This window comes from Pseudomonas sp. B21-019, from assembly GCF_024749225.1.
Taxonomy (GTDB): Bacteria; Pseudomonadota; Gammaproteobacteria; order Pseudomonadales; family Pseudomonadaceae; genus Aquipseudomonas.
The window spans coordinates 2,042,050-2,057,874 of sequence record NZ_CP087193.1; the positions used below are offsets into that span (position 1 = coordinate 2,042,050).

Here is a 15,825-nt window from a genome sequence, read left to right on the forward strand (position 1 = left end):
AACTCGGTTAAAGGGTCAATGAGCGACGTTTGGTTTGCATCATCTGGCTGCGACCGGCCAGCGCCTGGGCCTGTTGGCGTTCACGCTGGAAGGTCTGGTCCCAGGCGGCGAGCCGTTCGGCCAGTGCCGGCAGCGGTTCGTCCAGCAGGTTTTGGGTCTCGTCCAGCAGGCGCGTCCACAGGTGTTGCAGGCGCAGGGCGCGGTCCTGATCGAAATATTCGCCGCGGTACTTGAGGGTGGCGTCGATGCCTTCGGCGCCGTGCACCAGATCGAGCACCAGATGGAAATCTCCCGGCGCCTGCGCCACGTCCAGCGCAGTCATGCGCGCGCCGGCGATGGCGGTCGGTGTGACCCGGGTCGGTTGATAGTTGAGCTTGACCTGGAACAGCGGTGAGTGACCGGGACGGCGTTCCGGCGCCAGCGCCGACACCACCAGATCGAACGGCAGGCCCTGATGGGCGTAGGCCAGTCGTGCTTCGTCACGAACCCGTTCGAGAAAGCCGGCCAGGGGCGGTTCGCCGTGCAGGTCACAGCGCAGGGTCAGCTGATTGACGAAAAAACCGATGACGTCGTTGTGTTCTGCCAACGGCCGGCCACTGACATCGGTGCCCAGCAGAAACTGTTGCTGCCCGCCGAGTTGCTTGAGCACCAGTTGATAGCTGGCCAGTAGCAGCATGAACAGGGTCATGCCTTGCTCGCGGGCCACGGTTGCAAGGTGTTCGCAAGTGGTTTGCGGCACCGTGAAGTTCAGGCTGTGCTCGCCCGGGGTCTGCCCGCTGCCACCCAGTTCGAGGGTTTGCGGCATGCTTGCCAGATGCTCTCGCCAGAAGCCTTGTTCGGCGGCGATCCGCTGTTCGCTCCAGTGATCGGCTTCGCATTGGGCGAAATCCAGGTACTGCACCGGCGGTTTGGCGTCGGTGGCGCCTGCCAGCTCCGCCAGCAACACTTGCGCCGAGCGCCCGTCGAAAGCGATGTGGTGCAGGGTCAGCAGCAGGTCATGCTGCTGGTCATTGCGGCTGAGCAGTTGCGCGCGCAGCAGCGGTCCGGTTTCGAGTTCGACCGGTGTGGCGTGTTCGTTGGCCAGGCTGTCGCTGAGTGCTTGTTGCTGCTGCGACTCGCTCTGATCACGCAGGTCATGCCAGGTCAGCGGTACGTCCGTGGCCGGCAAAACCTGTTGCCGAGGGCCATCGATACTGTCGCGATACACCGTGCGCAATACGCTGTGGCGCATGACCAGATTGTTCAGCCGCAGCGCCAGGGTTTCAATGTCCAGTGGGCCTTGCAGGCTCAGGTGCAACACCAGGTTGTGCCGCGTGTCGTCCGGGTTCAATTGGCGCAAGAACCACAGGCGATTTTGCGCAAATGATTGACGACTTTGGCTGACGCTTGTGCGTTCGGTGGATGCGCTGGTTTTCGGCGATGGCTCGCTCAAGAACACCTGCAAGGCCAGCGCCCATTCAGCCAGCGTTTGTTCACCAAACAGACGTTGGGTGTCGAGGCTCCAGCCCAGATCCTTGTGCAGGCGAGCGGCGAAGTCGGCCACGCTGATGGAGTCCAGGCCCAGGCCGATCAGGCTGAGTTCGAAGTCTGCCACGAGATACGGATTGACCTCGCGCAGGGTTTGCTCAAGCCATTGGCGGCAAGCGGTTTGCGCGAGTTGCGGCGCATTGCTTACGCGGTGCTTCAGTTGAATGAGGTCAATGGTTTCGCTGTTCGGCGCGATCTGCCCACCGCTCTGGGCAATGATGCTTAACGTCCCCGCGGCCAGTTGCTTGCGCGCGCCTTGACGGGCGATCTTGCCGCTGGTGGTCATCGGGATGGTGCCGGCTTCCACCAGCACAATCTGATCGATGCCGCAGTCGGCGGCTTCGCGCACGGCGTTTTGCATCGACGCAAACAGCGTCGGGTGATGCGCCGGGTCGACGAATTTGCGTTGCGGCTCGGCGACGATCACCAGTTTCTCGCGACCCAGTGCCGGGTCCATTTCCGAGAACGCGGCAATGCGCCCGGTGCGAATGCCCGGCTCGGCATCGGTAATGGCGAATTCGATGTCGTGAGGGTACAGATTGCGCCCGTTGAGAATCAGCAGATCCTTGAGCCGTCCGCAGATCACCACCTGGCCATAGTGCATGAAACCCAGGTCGCCGGAGCGCAGGTAGTTGTCGGCTTCGCCGACAATCCGTGCCTCAAAGGCTTCGCGACTGGCCTCGGGGTTTTTCCAATAGGCTTCGGCGTTGCTCGGGCCCCTCAGCCAGACTTCGCCGATGCGATCGGCGGCGCAGCGTTCATGGCTCTGCGGGTCGACGATGGCGATGCTGTGCAAGGCTTGCGGATAGCCGCAGGCGACGAACTCCACGGCGGCGTCATCGGTTGTAGCCAGGGCCACACGCCCGGTTTCCAGTACGGCCTTGTCCAGGCTCAGCACCAGTGGCAGCGCGTCGGCCGGCGTGGCGCTGACACACAGCGTCGCTTCGGCCTGGCCATAACCGGGGCTGATCGCCAAAGGATTGAGGCCACAAGCGGCGAAGCGTCTGGCGAAAGCGTCGAGAGTGCCGGGGTGGATCGGTTCGGCGCCGTTGATTGCGTGTTGCCAGGCGCTCAAGTCGAGTTGCGCGATCAGGTTGTCGCTGACCACCCGGTTGCACAGGGCATAGGCGAAGTTGGGGGCAAAACTGGCGGTGGCGCGATAACGACTCAACGCCTGCAGCCAGGTCGATGGCGCATTGACGAAGGTCTGCGAAGCCATCAGGTAGCAGGGCATGCCGCTGTAAAGCGGGGCCAGCATGCCGCCGATCAACCCCATGTCATGGTACAGCGGCAGCCAGTTGACCATGGCGCCATGCTCATTGAAACCGTAGGCCTGACGCATCAGTTCGACGTTGGCAATCAGGTTGCGCTGACGCACTTCCACGCCTTTTGGCGTGCCGGTGGAGCCCGAGGTGTATTGCAGGAAGGCCACGGTCGCACCGTCGACATCCGGACGTTGCCACTCACTGGCCAGCGGTGTGCCGAGGTCCTGGACCGTCAACACATCGGCCCGGTCTTGCACCAGTTCCAGCAAGCCCTGGCAATGATCCGCCGGTGCGAGGATCAGTGCCGGTTCGGCATCCACCACCACATTGCGCACGCGGTCGAGGTGGCGCGGCTTGCGTGACGGCGGTGAAAACAACGGCACGGCGATCAGGCCGGCATATAGACAGGCACAAAACGCACGGGCGTAGTCGAGGCTGCTGGGCAGCATCAACAACACGCGATCGCCGGGCGCGTAGCGCGATTGCAGGGCGGCCGCCAGGGAGCGGGACTGCTCGTGCAACTGGGCAAAGGTCAGGGTTTCGCCGATCTCGACGCCGTCCGGCAAAAAGTGCAGGGCAGCACGCTGCGGGAAGTGCAGCGCGTTGGCCTCCAGCACTTCGATCCAGTGATTGAATGAAAACATGTGCAATTCACGCCATGGCAACGATGACTTTGCGGTCACCGGTGTAAGGATTGCGGCCGTGTGCGACCAGTCGATTGTCGAGCATCAGGATGTCGCCGGGCTGCCAGGGGAAGCTGATGGCGGTCTGGCGATAGACCTCGCGCACAGTGTCGAGCACGTCGTCGGGAATGGCCGAGCCGTCGCCGAAGTAGACGTGGCGCGGCAGGTTCTCTTCACCCACCGCCGCCAGCAGGCTGGCGCGTACGCTGGGTTCGATGGCCGATACGTGAAACAGGTGCGCCTGATTGAACCAGACCCACTCACCGGTATCGGGGTGCTGCTGCACGGCGGCGCAACGCTGACGGGTGCGCAGGTCGCCATCGGCTTTCCATTCCCACTCGATGTCGTTGTCCTGGCAGTAGCGTTCAACCTGGGCACGGTCTTCAGTGTTGAAGACTTTCTGCCAGGGCAGGTCGAGGGCGCCGCTGTAATTGCGCACATAGAGAAGCTCGCGGCTGGCGAACAACTCGCGAATCTCGGCGGGCATGCGCTGGTAGATCAGGCGGCTGTCGGCAATCGGCGTTTCGCCACCGGTTTCACTGGCCTTGATGCAGTGGAACCAGATGCGCGAAGGCCATGGCCGGGTATAGGCCTGCTCGTTGTGCAAGGGGATGAATTGATGGGCCGGGTATTCGGTGGAGCTATACACCCCGGCGAAGACTTTGCTGCGTGGCGTGGAGCCGAATTCGTAGCTGGCCAGCGGTGCGCCGAAACTGGCGGCGAAGCGCTTGAAGTCGATGGGAGTGGCGACGGTAAACCCGCGAAACAGCACCCCGCCAACGGTGGTCAGTGCATGGGGCAGGCTGTCGCGGATCGATGCGTCGAGATCATGAATCGACTGTCCCGGCACCGCCTGCACCAGCACGGGTAACGACAGCTCGCTGCCATCCGCCGGAGCAATGGAAAAAGGCTCGGAACGCCCGCTCAGGTGTTCGATTGAGGTCATCCTTTACACATCCTTTTTATCTTTTTCGACCAGTCGGAGCGGCTTGGGCAGACCTTGAAAACAGGGCAGAGGTCGCCGGCGCAGAGCTCGACTGAAATGTATTCGCTCAGATACACGGCGGCATCTTAGTTACAAATGAGATGGATTATCAATCTTATTCCTTTAAATTTTTTTTTCGATTAGACTCCGCCCCGCTGGCGCCGAACAGCATTCAGCCAGTTGAAAAAACAACAAGTATCTGTCGCATGGGAGCGGGGCGTGAATTTCAAAAAGAATACGATTGCGTTGGCTGTGGGGTCGGCGGTATGCCTGATTAACAGCGCATGGGCGGCTGAACAGTCGAACACAATGGAGATCGCTCCGATCACCGTGACGGGTGAAAAAATCAACCGCACCCTAGAGCAAACCCAGTCCAGCGTCGTGGTCGTCACCGAACAGCAATTACGCGAGAAGGCCGACCACAGCCTGGTCGATGTGTTCGCCCGCACGCCGGGCGTGTACAGCCAGGCCGGTAACGAGAACTGGGGTATTCGTGGTGTGCCGGTGTCAGGTTTCGATGACCAGGGCCCGGCGACTCTCAACGGTGCGGTCTCGGTGTATGTCGACGGCGCCGTGCAACCGAACCGCGCACTGACCCTCAGCCCGATCCCGCTGTGGGATGCGGAACAGGTCGAAGTGTTCCTCGGCCCGCAGTCGACCACTCAGGGACGTAACTCTCTGGCTGGCGCGGTGGTGATCCAGACCAAAAATCCAACCTTCCAACCGAGCTTCTCGGCGCAAACCAATGTGGGGAACTATGGTGAGCGCGGAGCAGCTGTTGCGGGCGGCGGTTCGATCGTCGACGACAAGATCGCCGGGCGTATCGCCGTGGATTATCAGGACGGCGACGGTTACATCGATAACGTCACCACCCAAGACGATGCCAACCCGCACCGTACGAGCAATGCCCGCGGTAAATTGCTGATCCTGCCTAATGACGACACTGATGTATTGCTGACCTACGCCCACAGTGAACACCGTCAGGGCGACAACTCGGTGATGCGCGTCAACGACAAGGTCCGCTATTACAAGGTTGCTTCCAACACCAAGGCCTTCGATAACCTCAAGCAAGACACCGTCAGCGCCAAGGTAGACTATCGCCTGAACGATGCATGGTCCCTGACCAGCCTTACCGCCAACACCCGTTCGGACTACAGCAATCGTCTGGACTTCGACCAGACCGCTGATGCCAACGAAGTCATTCTGCGCAAGCAGGACGGCGACCTGTTCAGTCAAGAGCTGCGTCTGAATTACGCCTCGGACACGGTCAAGAGCTTTGTCGGTGCCTACTATGGCCACAACACCAACAACTTCCACGACAAGTTGTTGTTCGATAACGAACTGTTTGCGACCGTCAAGGGCGACACGACGATTGAAAACAAGGCGGTTTTCGGTGAAATCAACTGGACCTTCGCCCCGCGCTGGACGTTGATTACCGGTCTTCGCTACGACCACGAGACGAACGATACCGACGTCAATCAGGATGACTTCTCCAGTCCCGGGAAAGTCAGCAAGTCGTTTGATGCCGTGCTGCCGAAACTCGGTATTAACTACGAGTTGGCGACCGGGCAGTACCTTGGATTCATGGTGCAGAAAGGCTATCGCGGCGGCGGCGTCAACGTCCGCGCCGGAGGCGGTCACGAGGCCTACGACCCTGAATACACCACCAACTACGAACTGTCGTACCGCGGTTCATTCTTCGACGAGACCCTGCGTACCCGCGCCAACCTGTACTACACCGACTGGAAAGACCAGCAGGTCAGTGTGCAGGACCCGGACACTCAGTTCGCTCGCGTCTTCAACGCCGGCCGCAGCGACATCAAGGGTCTGGAAGTCTTTGTTGAAAAAGACCTCACTGAACAGCTGACGCTGACCGCCGGTGGCGCCATCACCGATGGCAAGTACAAGGACTTCGTCACGGGCGATGGCCGGGACATGAGCGGCGAATCGTTCCTCTATTCGCCCAAGTACAAGATGTCGGTGGGCGGCACCTATCGCTTCGACGACCGCCTGACCTTCAACACGGACGTCACCTACCAGAGCACCACCCCGTCGGAATACAAGTTCGGCGCGGACGGCAAGGTCACCGGCGAGCGCAAGAGCGACAACTACTGGCTGGTCAACTTCAACACCGAATACAAGGTCACCAAGAACGTCGCGGTGTCCGGTTTCGTGAAAAACGCCTTCGACAAGGAATACGTCACCAACAACCGCAGCGGCGACATCATCGACGTCGGCGCGCCGCGCACGGTGGGTATGGTTCTGCGCTACGACATGTAAACCCATAAGCGCGGGGAGGCAGGCTCCCCGCGTTCGGTTTCAAGGTTGTCGCTGCCTGAGACGTTCGTATTCAGGCAGCCCCGTTCCCTTCCAAACCCAGTCTCCATGGAGGAAATCATGAGTGCTTTTTCGAATGTCACGGCGGGTGGCGCGCAACAGCTACGTCTGTTGCATACCGGTCTGTCGAGCTCTTACTGCCTGGATTCCACGCCGCTGCTGGAACGCCAGCAACAGCAGGAATCCAATGCCCGCAGTTACCCGCGACGCATTCCACTGGTGCTCGAACGAGCCCATGGCATTTATGTGCAGGACAGTCGGGGGCAAGTGTTTGTCGATTGTCTGGCCGGTGCCGGAACCCTGGCGCTGGGCCACAACCATCCGGTGATTATCGAAGCCATCACCCAAGTCATGGCGGCCGGTGTGCCGATGCATACCCTGGACCTCATGACCCCGGTGAAGGACGCCTTCGTACAAGAGATTTTTGCTTGCCTGCCCAGCGAATTCGCTCGCAATGCGCGCATCCAGTTTTGCGGCCCAAGCGGTGCCGACGCGGTCGAAGCGGCGCTCAAACTCACCCGCACAGCCACCGGGCGGCACTCGGTGCTGGCGTTTGAAGGGGCTTACCACGGGATGACCCTGGGGACGTTGGCCATCAGTGGCAACCTGTCGCCGAAAAATGCCCTCGGTGCGTTGATGCCAGGCGTACAACGCTTGCCGTTCCCCCACGATTACCGTTGCCCGTTCGGTGTGGCCGGCGATCAGGGGGTAACGCTGAATGTGCGTTACCTCGAGCATTTGCTCAACGATCCGGAAAGCGGCGTCACCGCGCCGGCGGCAATGATCCTGGAACCGATTCAAGGGGAGGGCGGGGTGATTGCCGCGCCGGACCGCTGGCTTCAGGAACTTCGCCGATTGACCCAGGCTCACGGCATTCCGCTGATCGTCGACGAGATCCAGTGCGGCATCGCCCGCAGCGGCCGGATGTTCGGCTTCGAGCAATCGGGCATCACGCCTGACGTCATCACCTTGTCCAAAGCCATCGGTGGTGGTCTGCCGCTGTCGGTCATGGTCTATAACGATTCGCTGGATGTCTGGCAGCCGGGTGCCCACGCCGGCACCTTCCGTGGCAATCAGCTGGCGATGGCGGCCGGCACCGCGACCTTGCGCTTCATCCGCGATGAAGGCCTGGTGGCCCACGCCGAGACCGCTGGCGCACACCTGCGCAAACAGTTGCAGATGCTGCAAAGCGAGTTCACCTGGATTGGCGATGTACGTGGTCGCGGTCTGATGCTCGGCATGGAAATCGTCGACCCGCAGGGCGCTCTCGACGTACAGGGGCATCCGCCGGTGGACACCGCACGGGCAAAAGCCTTCCAGCAGGCATGCTTGAAGCGCGGCCTGATCGTCGAGCTGGGTGGACGCTTTGGCGCGACCGTGCGCTTTTTGCCGCCGCTGATCATCACCGAACAGGAAATCGATTTCGTCGCGCAAATCCTGTTCCAGGCAGCCAGCATGATCAACGAGCACCCCGCGCGTTAATGATCCGTCGATGTCCAGGAGCTTGCCGATAGGGACCGGCAAGCCCATTTTGTCGGGATCAGGGAACGATTGCCGATGGTGCGGGTGCTGCAGCCCTCAAGTTACATTTTGCGGACGCCGTCATGCAGGGGCGACGTGTCGGTCAGCAGTTTTTTCGACGTGCTTTTATTGTTCGGCGATCCATCACTGAGTTCCCAGATCTCAAGCATTTTGGCGTACTCAAATGCATGGCGTGGATCGATCTGGATCCAGTGCTGGAAGGCCAGACGCTCTTCGGTCGTACAGGTATCATCCTGCAAACGCATGCACCAATGCGCGGCTTGAGTGAGAATTTCTTCGTCCATCTCGCAAGGGCTGGGGGCTTTCATTGACAGTTACCTATAGGGCCAGACAAGCCACTCTACGGGTGAGATTGGCAAAAAAATGTCAAAAAAGGTCAGCGTAAAAACCAGGTCTGGCGACCTGGGCTTGAAGAGTCAGTAGGGCGCAGGGGAAGCAGCCGCTCATCCTTCGGCTTTCGTCGATTTGATGAGGTTGTTGCGCAGTTTCACGATCGCGTTCTGCAACTGTGCGAACTCTTCCGGTTCCAGACCCGTTGCGTGGGAAAGGCCCTTCTCGGGGCGGTCTTCGCGTAGCTGGCGACCGCTTTTCGTCAGGCTGATCCGCACCTGCCGTTCGTCCTCGGGATCACGTTGCCTCTGCAGATAGCCCATCGCTTCCAGTTTCTTCAGGATCGGTGTGAGCGTGTTCGATTCGAGAAACAGCTTCTCGCCCAGGCTGCCCACGGTTTGGTGGTCTTCCTCCCATAGCGCAACGATGGTGATGTATTGCGTATAGGTGAGCCCCAAGTGCTCGAGTATCGGCTTGTAGGCCTTGCCGAAGGCCAGGTTCGTGGAATAGACCGCAAAACACAGGAAGTCGGAGAGCTTCAGATCAGCGGGGACGGTCTTGTCAGTGCGTTTCATGTGCTTCCTCGTTGGCCAAAGTAGAAGGCTCGCAAAGGCAAAATATACCTCGTATACGATTGTGTCGGAACAGCTCTGATTTGTTGACGGTGGCCGGTCTGACAGCAACGTCTGACCGGCCGCACGCATGGGTTTGTGATTCGCATGCGCTTAAAGCGTATGCGATGTATTTGGAGAAAAAATGCAATCGCTGTGCGTCAAACCGTGAGGACGTTCAGGGCAACGTCGATATTGCCGCGCGTCGCCTTCGAGTACGGGCAAATCTGATCGGCGGTGTGCGCCAGTGTCGTCGCAACGTCGTGCGTCAGCCCCGGCACGCGGAGCGTCAATCGAGCCTGAAGGAAGTAGGCCGCACCGGTCTGGCCCAGATCGACTTCGATGTCGACGGAGAGATCAGACGGCAGCACCACGTTCATGTCATTGGCCACCAGCCCGACGGCGGCGGTGTAACAGGCCGACCATGCACCGGCGAACAGTTGCTCGGCGGTCGGGTGTGGCTGAATGGCGGTGAACACGTGCGCCGGTTTCGCACTTCCAGGCGACGACAGCGTAATGTCGAGGCTGCCGTTATGACCACGCGACGTGTTGCCAGCGGCGCTGGCGGTGGTGTGAGTCTTGCCGGTCATCAGGACTTTTTCGATCTTGCTCATGGGGTGGATCCTCAGTGTTTCGAATGATGTGATTTGTGTGTCGTATGCGTTTGTATCGCATGCGATGTAATAATAATTGCGCAGGCACCTATCGCTGTCAATCAGTCGGGTTGCGTCGCCCGACGAGTGGCCGGGCAACACGCGGTCGGCCGTTTCAGCGATATGCCGAATTCGTCATCAACCCGAACTAAAGCGATCAAGCCGTGAGCCTTGGACTTGGCCAGTCTGAACGGTCTGTCCAAGGAGATGACCATGATTCGACTGACCCTGATCGAAGCCCGTGAATTGGCCGAATCGATCTTGCTGCACAACGGTTTTAACCTGGCCCATGCGCAAGCGGTGGCGGCGACGGTGATCGCCGGCGAGCGCGATGGCTGTGCCTCCCACGGTTTGTACCGGATTCTGGGCTGCGTGAATTCCCTGCGGGCCGGCAAGGTGTCGGCGGATGCCGAGCCACGGGTGATCGACCAGGCGCCGTCGATTGTGCGGGTGGATGCCGGGGGTGGTTTTTCGCAGTTGGCGTTCCAGGCAGGTTTGCCGCTACTGGCGGAGAAAACCCGGGCCAACGGGGTTGCGGCGTTGGCGATCAATCGCTGCGTGCATTTCTCGGCGCTGTGGGTGGAGATCGAGCAGTTGACCGCCGCCGGGCTGGTGGCGCTGGCGTGTAATCCGAGTCATGCCTGGGTAGCGCCGGCCGGGGGACGGGTGCCGGTGTTCGGCACCAATCCCATTGCCTTTGGCTGGCCGCGTGCGGGGCAGGATCCGTTTGTGTTCGACTTCGCCACCAGTGCAATTGCCCGTGGCGATATCGAGTTGCATCGGCGTGCCGGCAAGGCGATTCCCGAGGGCTGGGGCGTGGACGCCGAGGGGCGGCCGAGCACCGATGCCAACGTGGTGCTCGATAGCGGCGCGATGCTGACGTTCGGTGGGCATAAGGGTTCGGCGCTGGCGGCGATGGTGGAGTTGATTGCCGGGCCGTTGATCGGTGACCTGACCAGTGCAGAGTCGCTGGCTTACGACGCGGGCAGCAAGTCGTCGCCGTACCATGGCGAGTTGATCATCGCGCTGGATCCGCGGCGTTTTCTGGGAGCGGCCACTGAAGAGCACTTGGCCCGGGCCGAGGTGTTGTTTCAAGGAATTGAAGGGCAGGGCGCGCGCTTGCCGTCGCAGCGGCGTTATACGGCGCGGGCGCACAGTTTGGTGGAGGGCGTGCAGATTCCCGAGGCGCTGTACAACGATCTGAAAGCGCTGCTGACTTGATAATCCGAACTCCTGTGGAAGCGAGCCTGTGTGGCGAGGGGGCTTGTGTGGTGAGGGGGCTTGCCCCCGTTGGGTTGCGAAGCGGCCCCAAAACCAGCAATCGCGCTGTGTCAGGTACACCGCATGTAATGTTTTTACGACTGCTACGCAGCCGAACGGGGGTAAGCCCCCTCGCCACACAGGAGCGTTGTGTTGTCAGACCGGTTCGCGGTGGCTGGCGCCATCAACCAGGCGGGCAATGCCCAGCGGGTTGGCGTTTTTCAGGGCGTCGGGCAGCAAGGCATCCGGGCAGTTCTGGTAGCACACCGGGCGCAGGAAACGCTCGATGGCCAGGCTGCCGACCGACGTGCCGCGGGCGTCGGAGGTCGCAGGGTAAGGACCGCCATGCACCATCGCATCGCACACTTCAACGCCGGTCGGGTAGCCATTGAACAGCACCCGGCCGGCCTTTTGTTCCAGCAGCACCAGCAGGTCGGCGTGTTCGTGCAGATCCTGTGGTTCGCCGATCAGGGTGGTGGTGAGTTGCCCGTGCAGGCTGTGCAGTGCCTGTTGCAGCTGCGCCTTGTCGGCCACTTCGACGACGAGGGTGGTCGGGCCGAACACTTCTTCCTGCAACAGCGGATCACCCTTGAGCAGCAGGCTGACGTCGGCCTTGAACAGTTGCGGCCGGGCTTGATTGCCGTGCTGGTCCTGGCCTGCCAGATGGCTTATCCCTGGATGGTCGACTAACGCCTGCACACCTTTTTCGTAGCTGGCGAGGGTGCCGGCGTTGAGCATGGTTTGCGCCGGTTGTTCGGCCATCAAGGCGCTGAGCCGCGCGGTGAACGCGCTGAACTGCGGTGAGCGGATACCGATCACCAACCCCGGATTGGTACAGAACTGACCGCACCCCTGAACCACCGACGCCACCAGTTCACCGGCGATTTTCTCGCCCCGTGCGCGCAGGGCTTCAGGCAATACCAGCACCGGGTTGATGCTGCTCATTTCGGCGAATACGGGAATCGGTTGTGGCCGTGCGGCGGCCATGTCACAGAGGGCGCGACCGCCTTTGAGCGAGCCGGTGAAACCAACGGCCTGGATCGCCGGATGCTTGACCAGCGTTTCACCGACGCCCGCGCCGTAGATCATGTTGAACACGCCTTCAGGCATGTCGGTCTGCTCGGCGGCGCGGATGATTGCGTCGGCCACGCACTCGGCGGTCGCCATGTGTCCGCTGTGGGCCTTGAACACCACCGGGCAACCGGCGGCCAGGGCGGCGGCGGTGTCCCCGCCAGCGGTGGAAAAGGCCAGCGGGAAGTTACTGGCGCCGAACACGGCCACCGGGCCGACGCCGATTCGGTATTGGCGCAGGTCACCCCGTGGCAGAGGCTGACGTTCGGGCAACGCGCGGTCGATGCGCGCCCCATAGAAATCGCCCCGGCGCAGCACCTGGGCGAACAGACGCATCTGGCCGCTGGTACGGCTGCGTTCGCCTTGAATTCGTCCAGTCGGCAAAGCTGTTTCGCGAGTGACCAGGGCGACAAATTCGTCATCCAGGGCATCCAGTTGCGCGGCGATGGCCTCGAGAAATTCTGCACGGCGCGTCGCCGGCAGATTGCGAAAGGTCGGGTAAGCGGCAGCGGCGGCTTGGGCTGCGGCGTGCACTTCCTCGACGGTGGCTTGCATGAACGAATAGGGCAGCGCTGCGCCGGTGCTGGCGTCATGGCTCTGCATCGCGATGTTGCCAGCGGCGCTGCGGGCACCGCCGATGTAGTTGTGGCCGATGATCTCGGGCATAAAAACTCCTGTCGAAAAAGGTGAGGCAGAACCCTTGCAGGTCAATCAAGGTGCTGAGTCGTGCGCTGTCTTGTGGCGAGCGAGCTTGCTCGCGTTGGGCTGCGTAGCGGCCCCAAAATAGTGGCAACCGTTGCCTCTTTTGCGAGTGCTGCGCACTCGAGCGGGAGCAAGCTCCCTCGCCACAGGGTGTGGGGTGTGTCAGGTTCAAGCCAGCGAATCACCCCGGCGCGCAGCGGCCGGCACGGTGTTGTCCAGAGCAGCAATGCGCGCAGCGGATTCGGCATCCACCTGGTGCAACGACTTGCCACGGGTTTCCCGGGTCAGGCCGACGGCCACGATGGAGATCAGCGCGGCGCCCACCAGGTACCAGGCGATCGGTGTCGAGCTGTGGTACTTGTTGAGCAGGGTGATGGCGATCAGCGGCGCGAGGGATCCGGCGAAGATCGGCGCCACCTGGTAGCACAGCGAAAGGGCGGTGTAGCGCACATGGGTCGGGAACATTTCGGCCATCAGCGCCGAGTAGGGCGCATAGGTCATCGACTCGATGGCCAGGCCCAGGGTGATGGCGCTGATGATCAGCCAATTGTTGCCGGTGTCCATCATCGGGAAGCCGATGAAGCCCCAGAACGCAGTGAGCACCGCGCCGATCAGGTACACCGGTTTGCGCCCCACGATATCCGACAGATAGCCCATCAACGGGATCAGGAAAAAGTGCAGCAGGTGCGCGCCGAACATCAGCAAAAGAATTTCCGAAGTGTCCTTGTGCACCACCAGTTTCAGGTAGGTGATCGAAAAGGTGACCACCGTGTAATAGAGGATGTTCTCGGCAAACCGCGCGCCGATCCCCACCAGCACCGAGCGCCAGTGATGACGCAGCACTTCTACCACGCCCAGTTGTTGCTGCTTGGTCTGCGCTTGCCGGGCCTGGGCCTCCTTGAAAATCGGCGCGTCATCGACGCTGGTGCGAATCCAGTAGCCGATCAGCACCACCACCGCCGAGAACCAGAACGCCACGCGCCAGCCCCAGGCGAGGAATTGTTGTTCCGACAGGTTTGACGACAACAGCAGCAGGGCGACGGTCGCCACCAGATTGCCGGCCGGCACCCCGGCTTGCGGCCAACTGGCCCAGAAGCCTCGTCGATTGTCCGGGCAGTGCTCGGACACCAGCAGAATCGCGCCACCCCATTCACCCCCGAAGGCAAAGCCCTGAATCAGCCGCAGCAGCACCAATAACACTGGCGCGGCATAGCCGATGCTGTCGAAGCCGGGCAGGCAACCCATCAGGAACGTGGTGATGCCGACCACAACCAGGCTCAGTTGCAGCAGGCGCTTGCGGCCGAATTTGTCACCGTAGTGACCGAACACCAGACCGCCCAACGGACGGGCGAGGAAGCCGACGGCGTACAGGGCGAAGGCGGCGATGATGCCGTCGATCGGACTGTCGGTCTGACGGAAGAACAGCTGGCCGAAGACCAATGCCGAAGCGGTGCCGTAGAGAAAGAATTCATACCACTCGGCGACAGTGCCGGCCATGGCGGCGGCCACCACGCGTTTGAGTCCCGAGGGTGTGGTTGCGCTGGAGGTGCTGTGAGGATTGGACATGCTGACGTTTCCTGTAGAGGCGCGAAAACAGGTAGCCGGGCCGGACCCGCGAGGATCCGCCCGGCAATCACTCAGAGACCGACGTCCGGCAACTCCGGACGATTGGCCATGGCCTTGGCCATGATCTGTTCGACGAACTCCCGATCAGCTTGCGGCAGTGCCAGGCGTGGCGGACGGGTCAGGGCGCTGCCGCGACCGGCGATGGCTTCGCAGAGTTTGATGCACTGCACCAGGTCGGCACGGGCATCGAGGTGCAGGATCGGCATCAGCCATTCGTAGATCGGCATGGCTTCGGCGAAGCGACCGGCCTTGGCCAGGCGGAAGATGGTCTCGCCTTCTTTCGGGAATACGTTCGACATGCCCGAGACCCAGCCTTCGGCGCCCACCGCGATGCTTTCCAGCACCACGTCATCGAGACCTGCGAACAGCACGAAACGGTCACCGACTTCATTGCGCACGTCGATGAAACGGCGGGTATCGCCGGAGGAATCCTTGAAGCACACCACGTTGTCGCAGTCGGCCAGGGAAATCAGGATGTCCGGGGTGACGTCGTTTTTGTAGATCGGCGGGTTGTTGTAAACCATCAACGGTACGTCGGCGTTCTTCGCCACGTAGCGGTAATGCTCGGCGGTCTCGAACGGCTTGGAACCGTAGACCAGCGCCGGCATCAGCATCACGCCGTCGACACCGACCCTGCGCACCGCGTTGGCCACCTTGGCCGCTTGCACACTGGTGAACTCGGCCACACCGCAAATCACCGGCACGCGGCCGCGGGAAGCGTCGACCGCAACTTCGGTCACGGCGATTTTTTCTTCGGCGGTCAATGAGGTGTTTTCCCCCACCGAACCACACACCACCAGGCCCGATACGCCGTCACGGATCACGTTGGAAATCACCTGGTGGGTTTTTTCCAGGTTGATGGAGAAGTCATCGTTGAATTGAGTGGTCACCGCGGGGAAGACGCCACTCCAGTTAATGCGCTTGCTCATTGTTGCCTCCGGTTCGTTTTTGTATTTCGTATACGATATTTTAAATGCCGATACTCGGCCAGTGGTTTTTTCAATCAATCAGGGTTTTTTGCTACTGGTGAAATTCCTGTGGCGAGGGAGCTTTTGTGGCGAGGGAGCTTGCTCCCGTTCGGCTGCGCAGCAGTCGTGAAACCAGACCACCGATTGTTTCAGACAAACCGCGATTACAGCATTGGGGCTGCTGCGCAACCCAGCGGGAGCAAGCTCCCTCGCCACAAAAGCTGCTTAGCCACAAAAACTCTCCTCTCCACACAAGCTCCGGTTC

The 15,825-nt window shown here is 61.1% G+C and carries 11 protein-coding genes; 3 read left to right on the top strand and 8 right to left on the bottom strand.

Translation table 11 applies throughout. From position 1 onward, the window contains the following. Positions 1–7 precede the first annotated feature (7 nt). On the bottom strand, positions 8–3,436 hold the full coding sequence (locus tag LOY36_RS09075; RefSeq protein ID WP_258672979.1) for a condensation domain-containing protein: 3,429 nt from the start codon (positions 3,434–3,436) through the stop codon (positions 8–10). Positions 3,437–3,443: 7 nt separating this feature from the next. Then, complete coding sequence (locus tag LOY36_RS09080) at positions 3,444–4,421, bottom strand: TauD/TfdA family dioxygenase (RefSeq protein ID WP_258672980.1); 978 nt, start codon at positions 4,419–4,421, stop codon at positions 3,444–3,446. A 258-nt stretch (positions 4,422–4,679) separates the two neighbouring features. On the opposite strand from LOY36_RS09080, the gene LOY36_RS09085 reads away from it, so the two are divergent. Further along, positions 4,680–6,740 (top strand): TonB-dependent receptor, encoded by a 2,061-nt coding sequence (locus LOY36_RS09085; protein ID WP_019649557.1) that lies wholly within the window; start codon positions 4,680–4,682, stop codon positions 6,738–6,740. 117 nt (positions 6,741–6,857) lie between these two features. Continuing rightward, positions 6,858–8,279, top strand: a complete 1,422-nt coding sequence (locus LOY36_RS09090) for a diaminobutyrate--2-oxoglutarate transaminase (protein WP_258672985.1) — start codon at positions 6,858–6,860, stop codon at positions 8,277–8,279. Between the two features lie 101 nt (positions 8,280–8,380). On the opposite strand, the gene LOY36_RS09095 is transcribed toward LOY36_RS09090, so the two are convergent. The 3 genes from LOY36_RS09095 to LOY36_RS09105 form a co-directional block, all read right to left on the bottom strand. After that, positions 8,381–8,647: a DUF4880 domain-containing protein gene (locus LOY36_RS09095; RefSeq protein ID WP_026345856.1), complete on the bottom strand. Its 267-nt coding sequence runs from the start codon at positions 8,645–8,647 to the stop codon at positions 8,381–8,383. Between the two features lie 135 nt (positions 8,648–8,782). Beyond that, the gene (locus LOY36_RS09100; protein ID WP_192351466.1) at positions 8,783–9,244 is read right to left on the bottom strand and encodes a MarR family winged helix-turn-helix transcriptional regulator; all 462 of its coding nucleotides are present in this window, start codon (positions 9,242–9,244) and stop codon (positions 8,783–8,785) included. 197 nt (positions 9,245–9,441) lie between these two features. Beyond that, a complete protein-coding gene (locus LOY36_RS09105) occupies positions 9,442–9,894 on the bottom strand; it encodes an Ohr family peroxiredoxin (protein ID WP_019649553.1) in 453 nt (150 codons plus the stop codon). Positions 9,895–10,146: 252 nt separating this feature from the next. Here LOY36_RS09105 and LOY36_RS09110 point away from each other — a divergent pair, with 252 nt between their 5' ends. Beyond that, positions 10,147–11,154 (top strand): Ldh family oxidoreductase, encoded by a 1,008-nt coding sequence (locus LOY36_RS09110; protein WP_258672986.1) that lies wholly within the window; start codon positions 10,147–10,149, stop codon positions 11,152–11,154. Positions 11,155–11,349: 195 nt separating this feature from the next. Here the strand turns inward: LOY36_RS09110 and LOY36_RS09115 are convergent, their stop codons facing one another. The 3 genes from LOY36_RS09115 to LOY36_RS09125 form a co-directional block, all read right to left on the bottom strand. Then, positions 11,350–12,930: an aldehyde dehydrogenase (NADP(+)) gene (locus LOY36_RS09115; RefSeq protein ID WP_258672987.1), complete on the bottom strand. Its 1,581-nt coding sequence runs from the start codon at positions 12,928–12,930 to the stop codon at positions 11,350–11,352. 204 nt (positions 12,931–13,134) lie between these two features. Next, a complete protein-coding gene (gene abaF / locus LOY36_RS09120; RefSeq protein ID WP_258672988.1) occupies positions 13,135–14,532 on the bottom strand; it encodes a fosfomycin efflux MFS transporter AbaF in 1,398 nt (465 codons plus the stop codon). A 71-nt stretch (positions 14,533–14,603) separates the two neighbouring features. After that, positions 14,604–15,521, bottom strand: coding sequence for a dihydrodipicolinate synthase family protein (locus LOY36_RS09125; protein ID WP_018928306.1), 918 nt, complete (start codon positions 15,519–15,521; stop codon positions 14,604–14,606). Between the last annotated feature and the right edge of the window lie 304 nt (positions 15,522–15,825).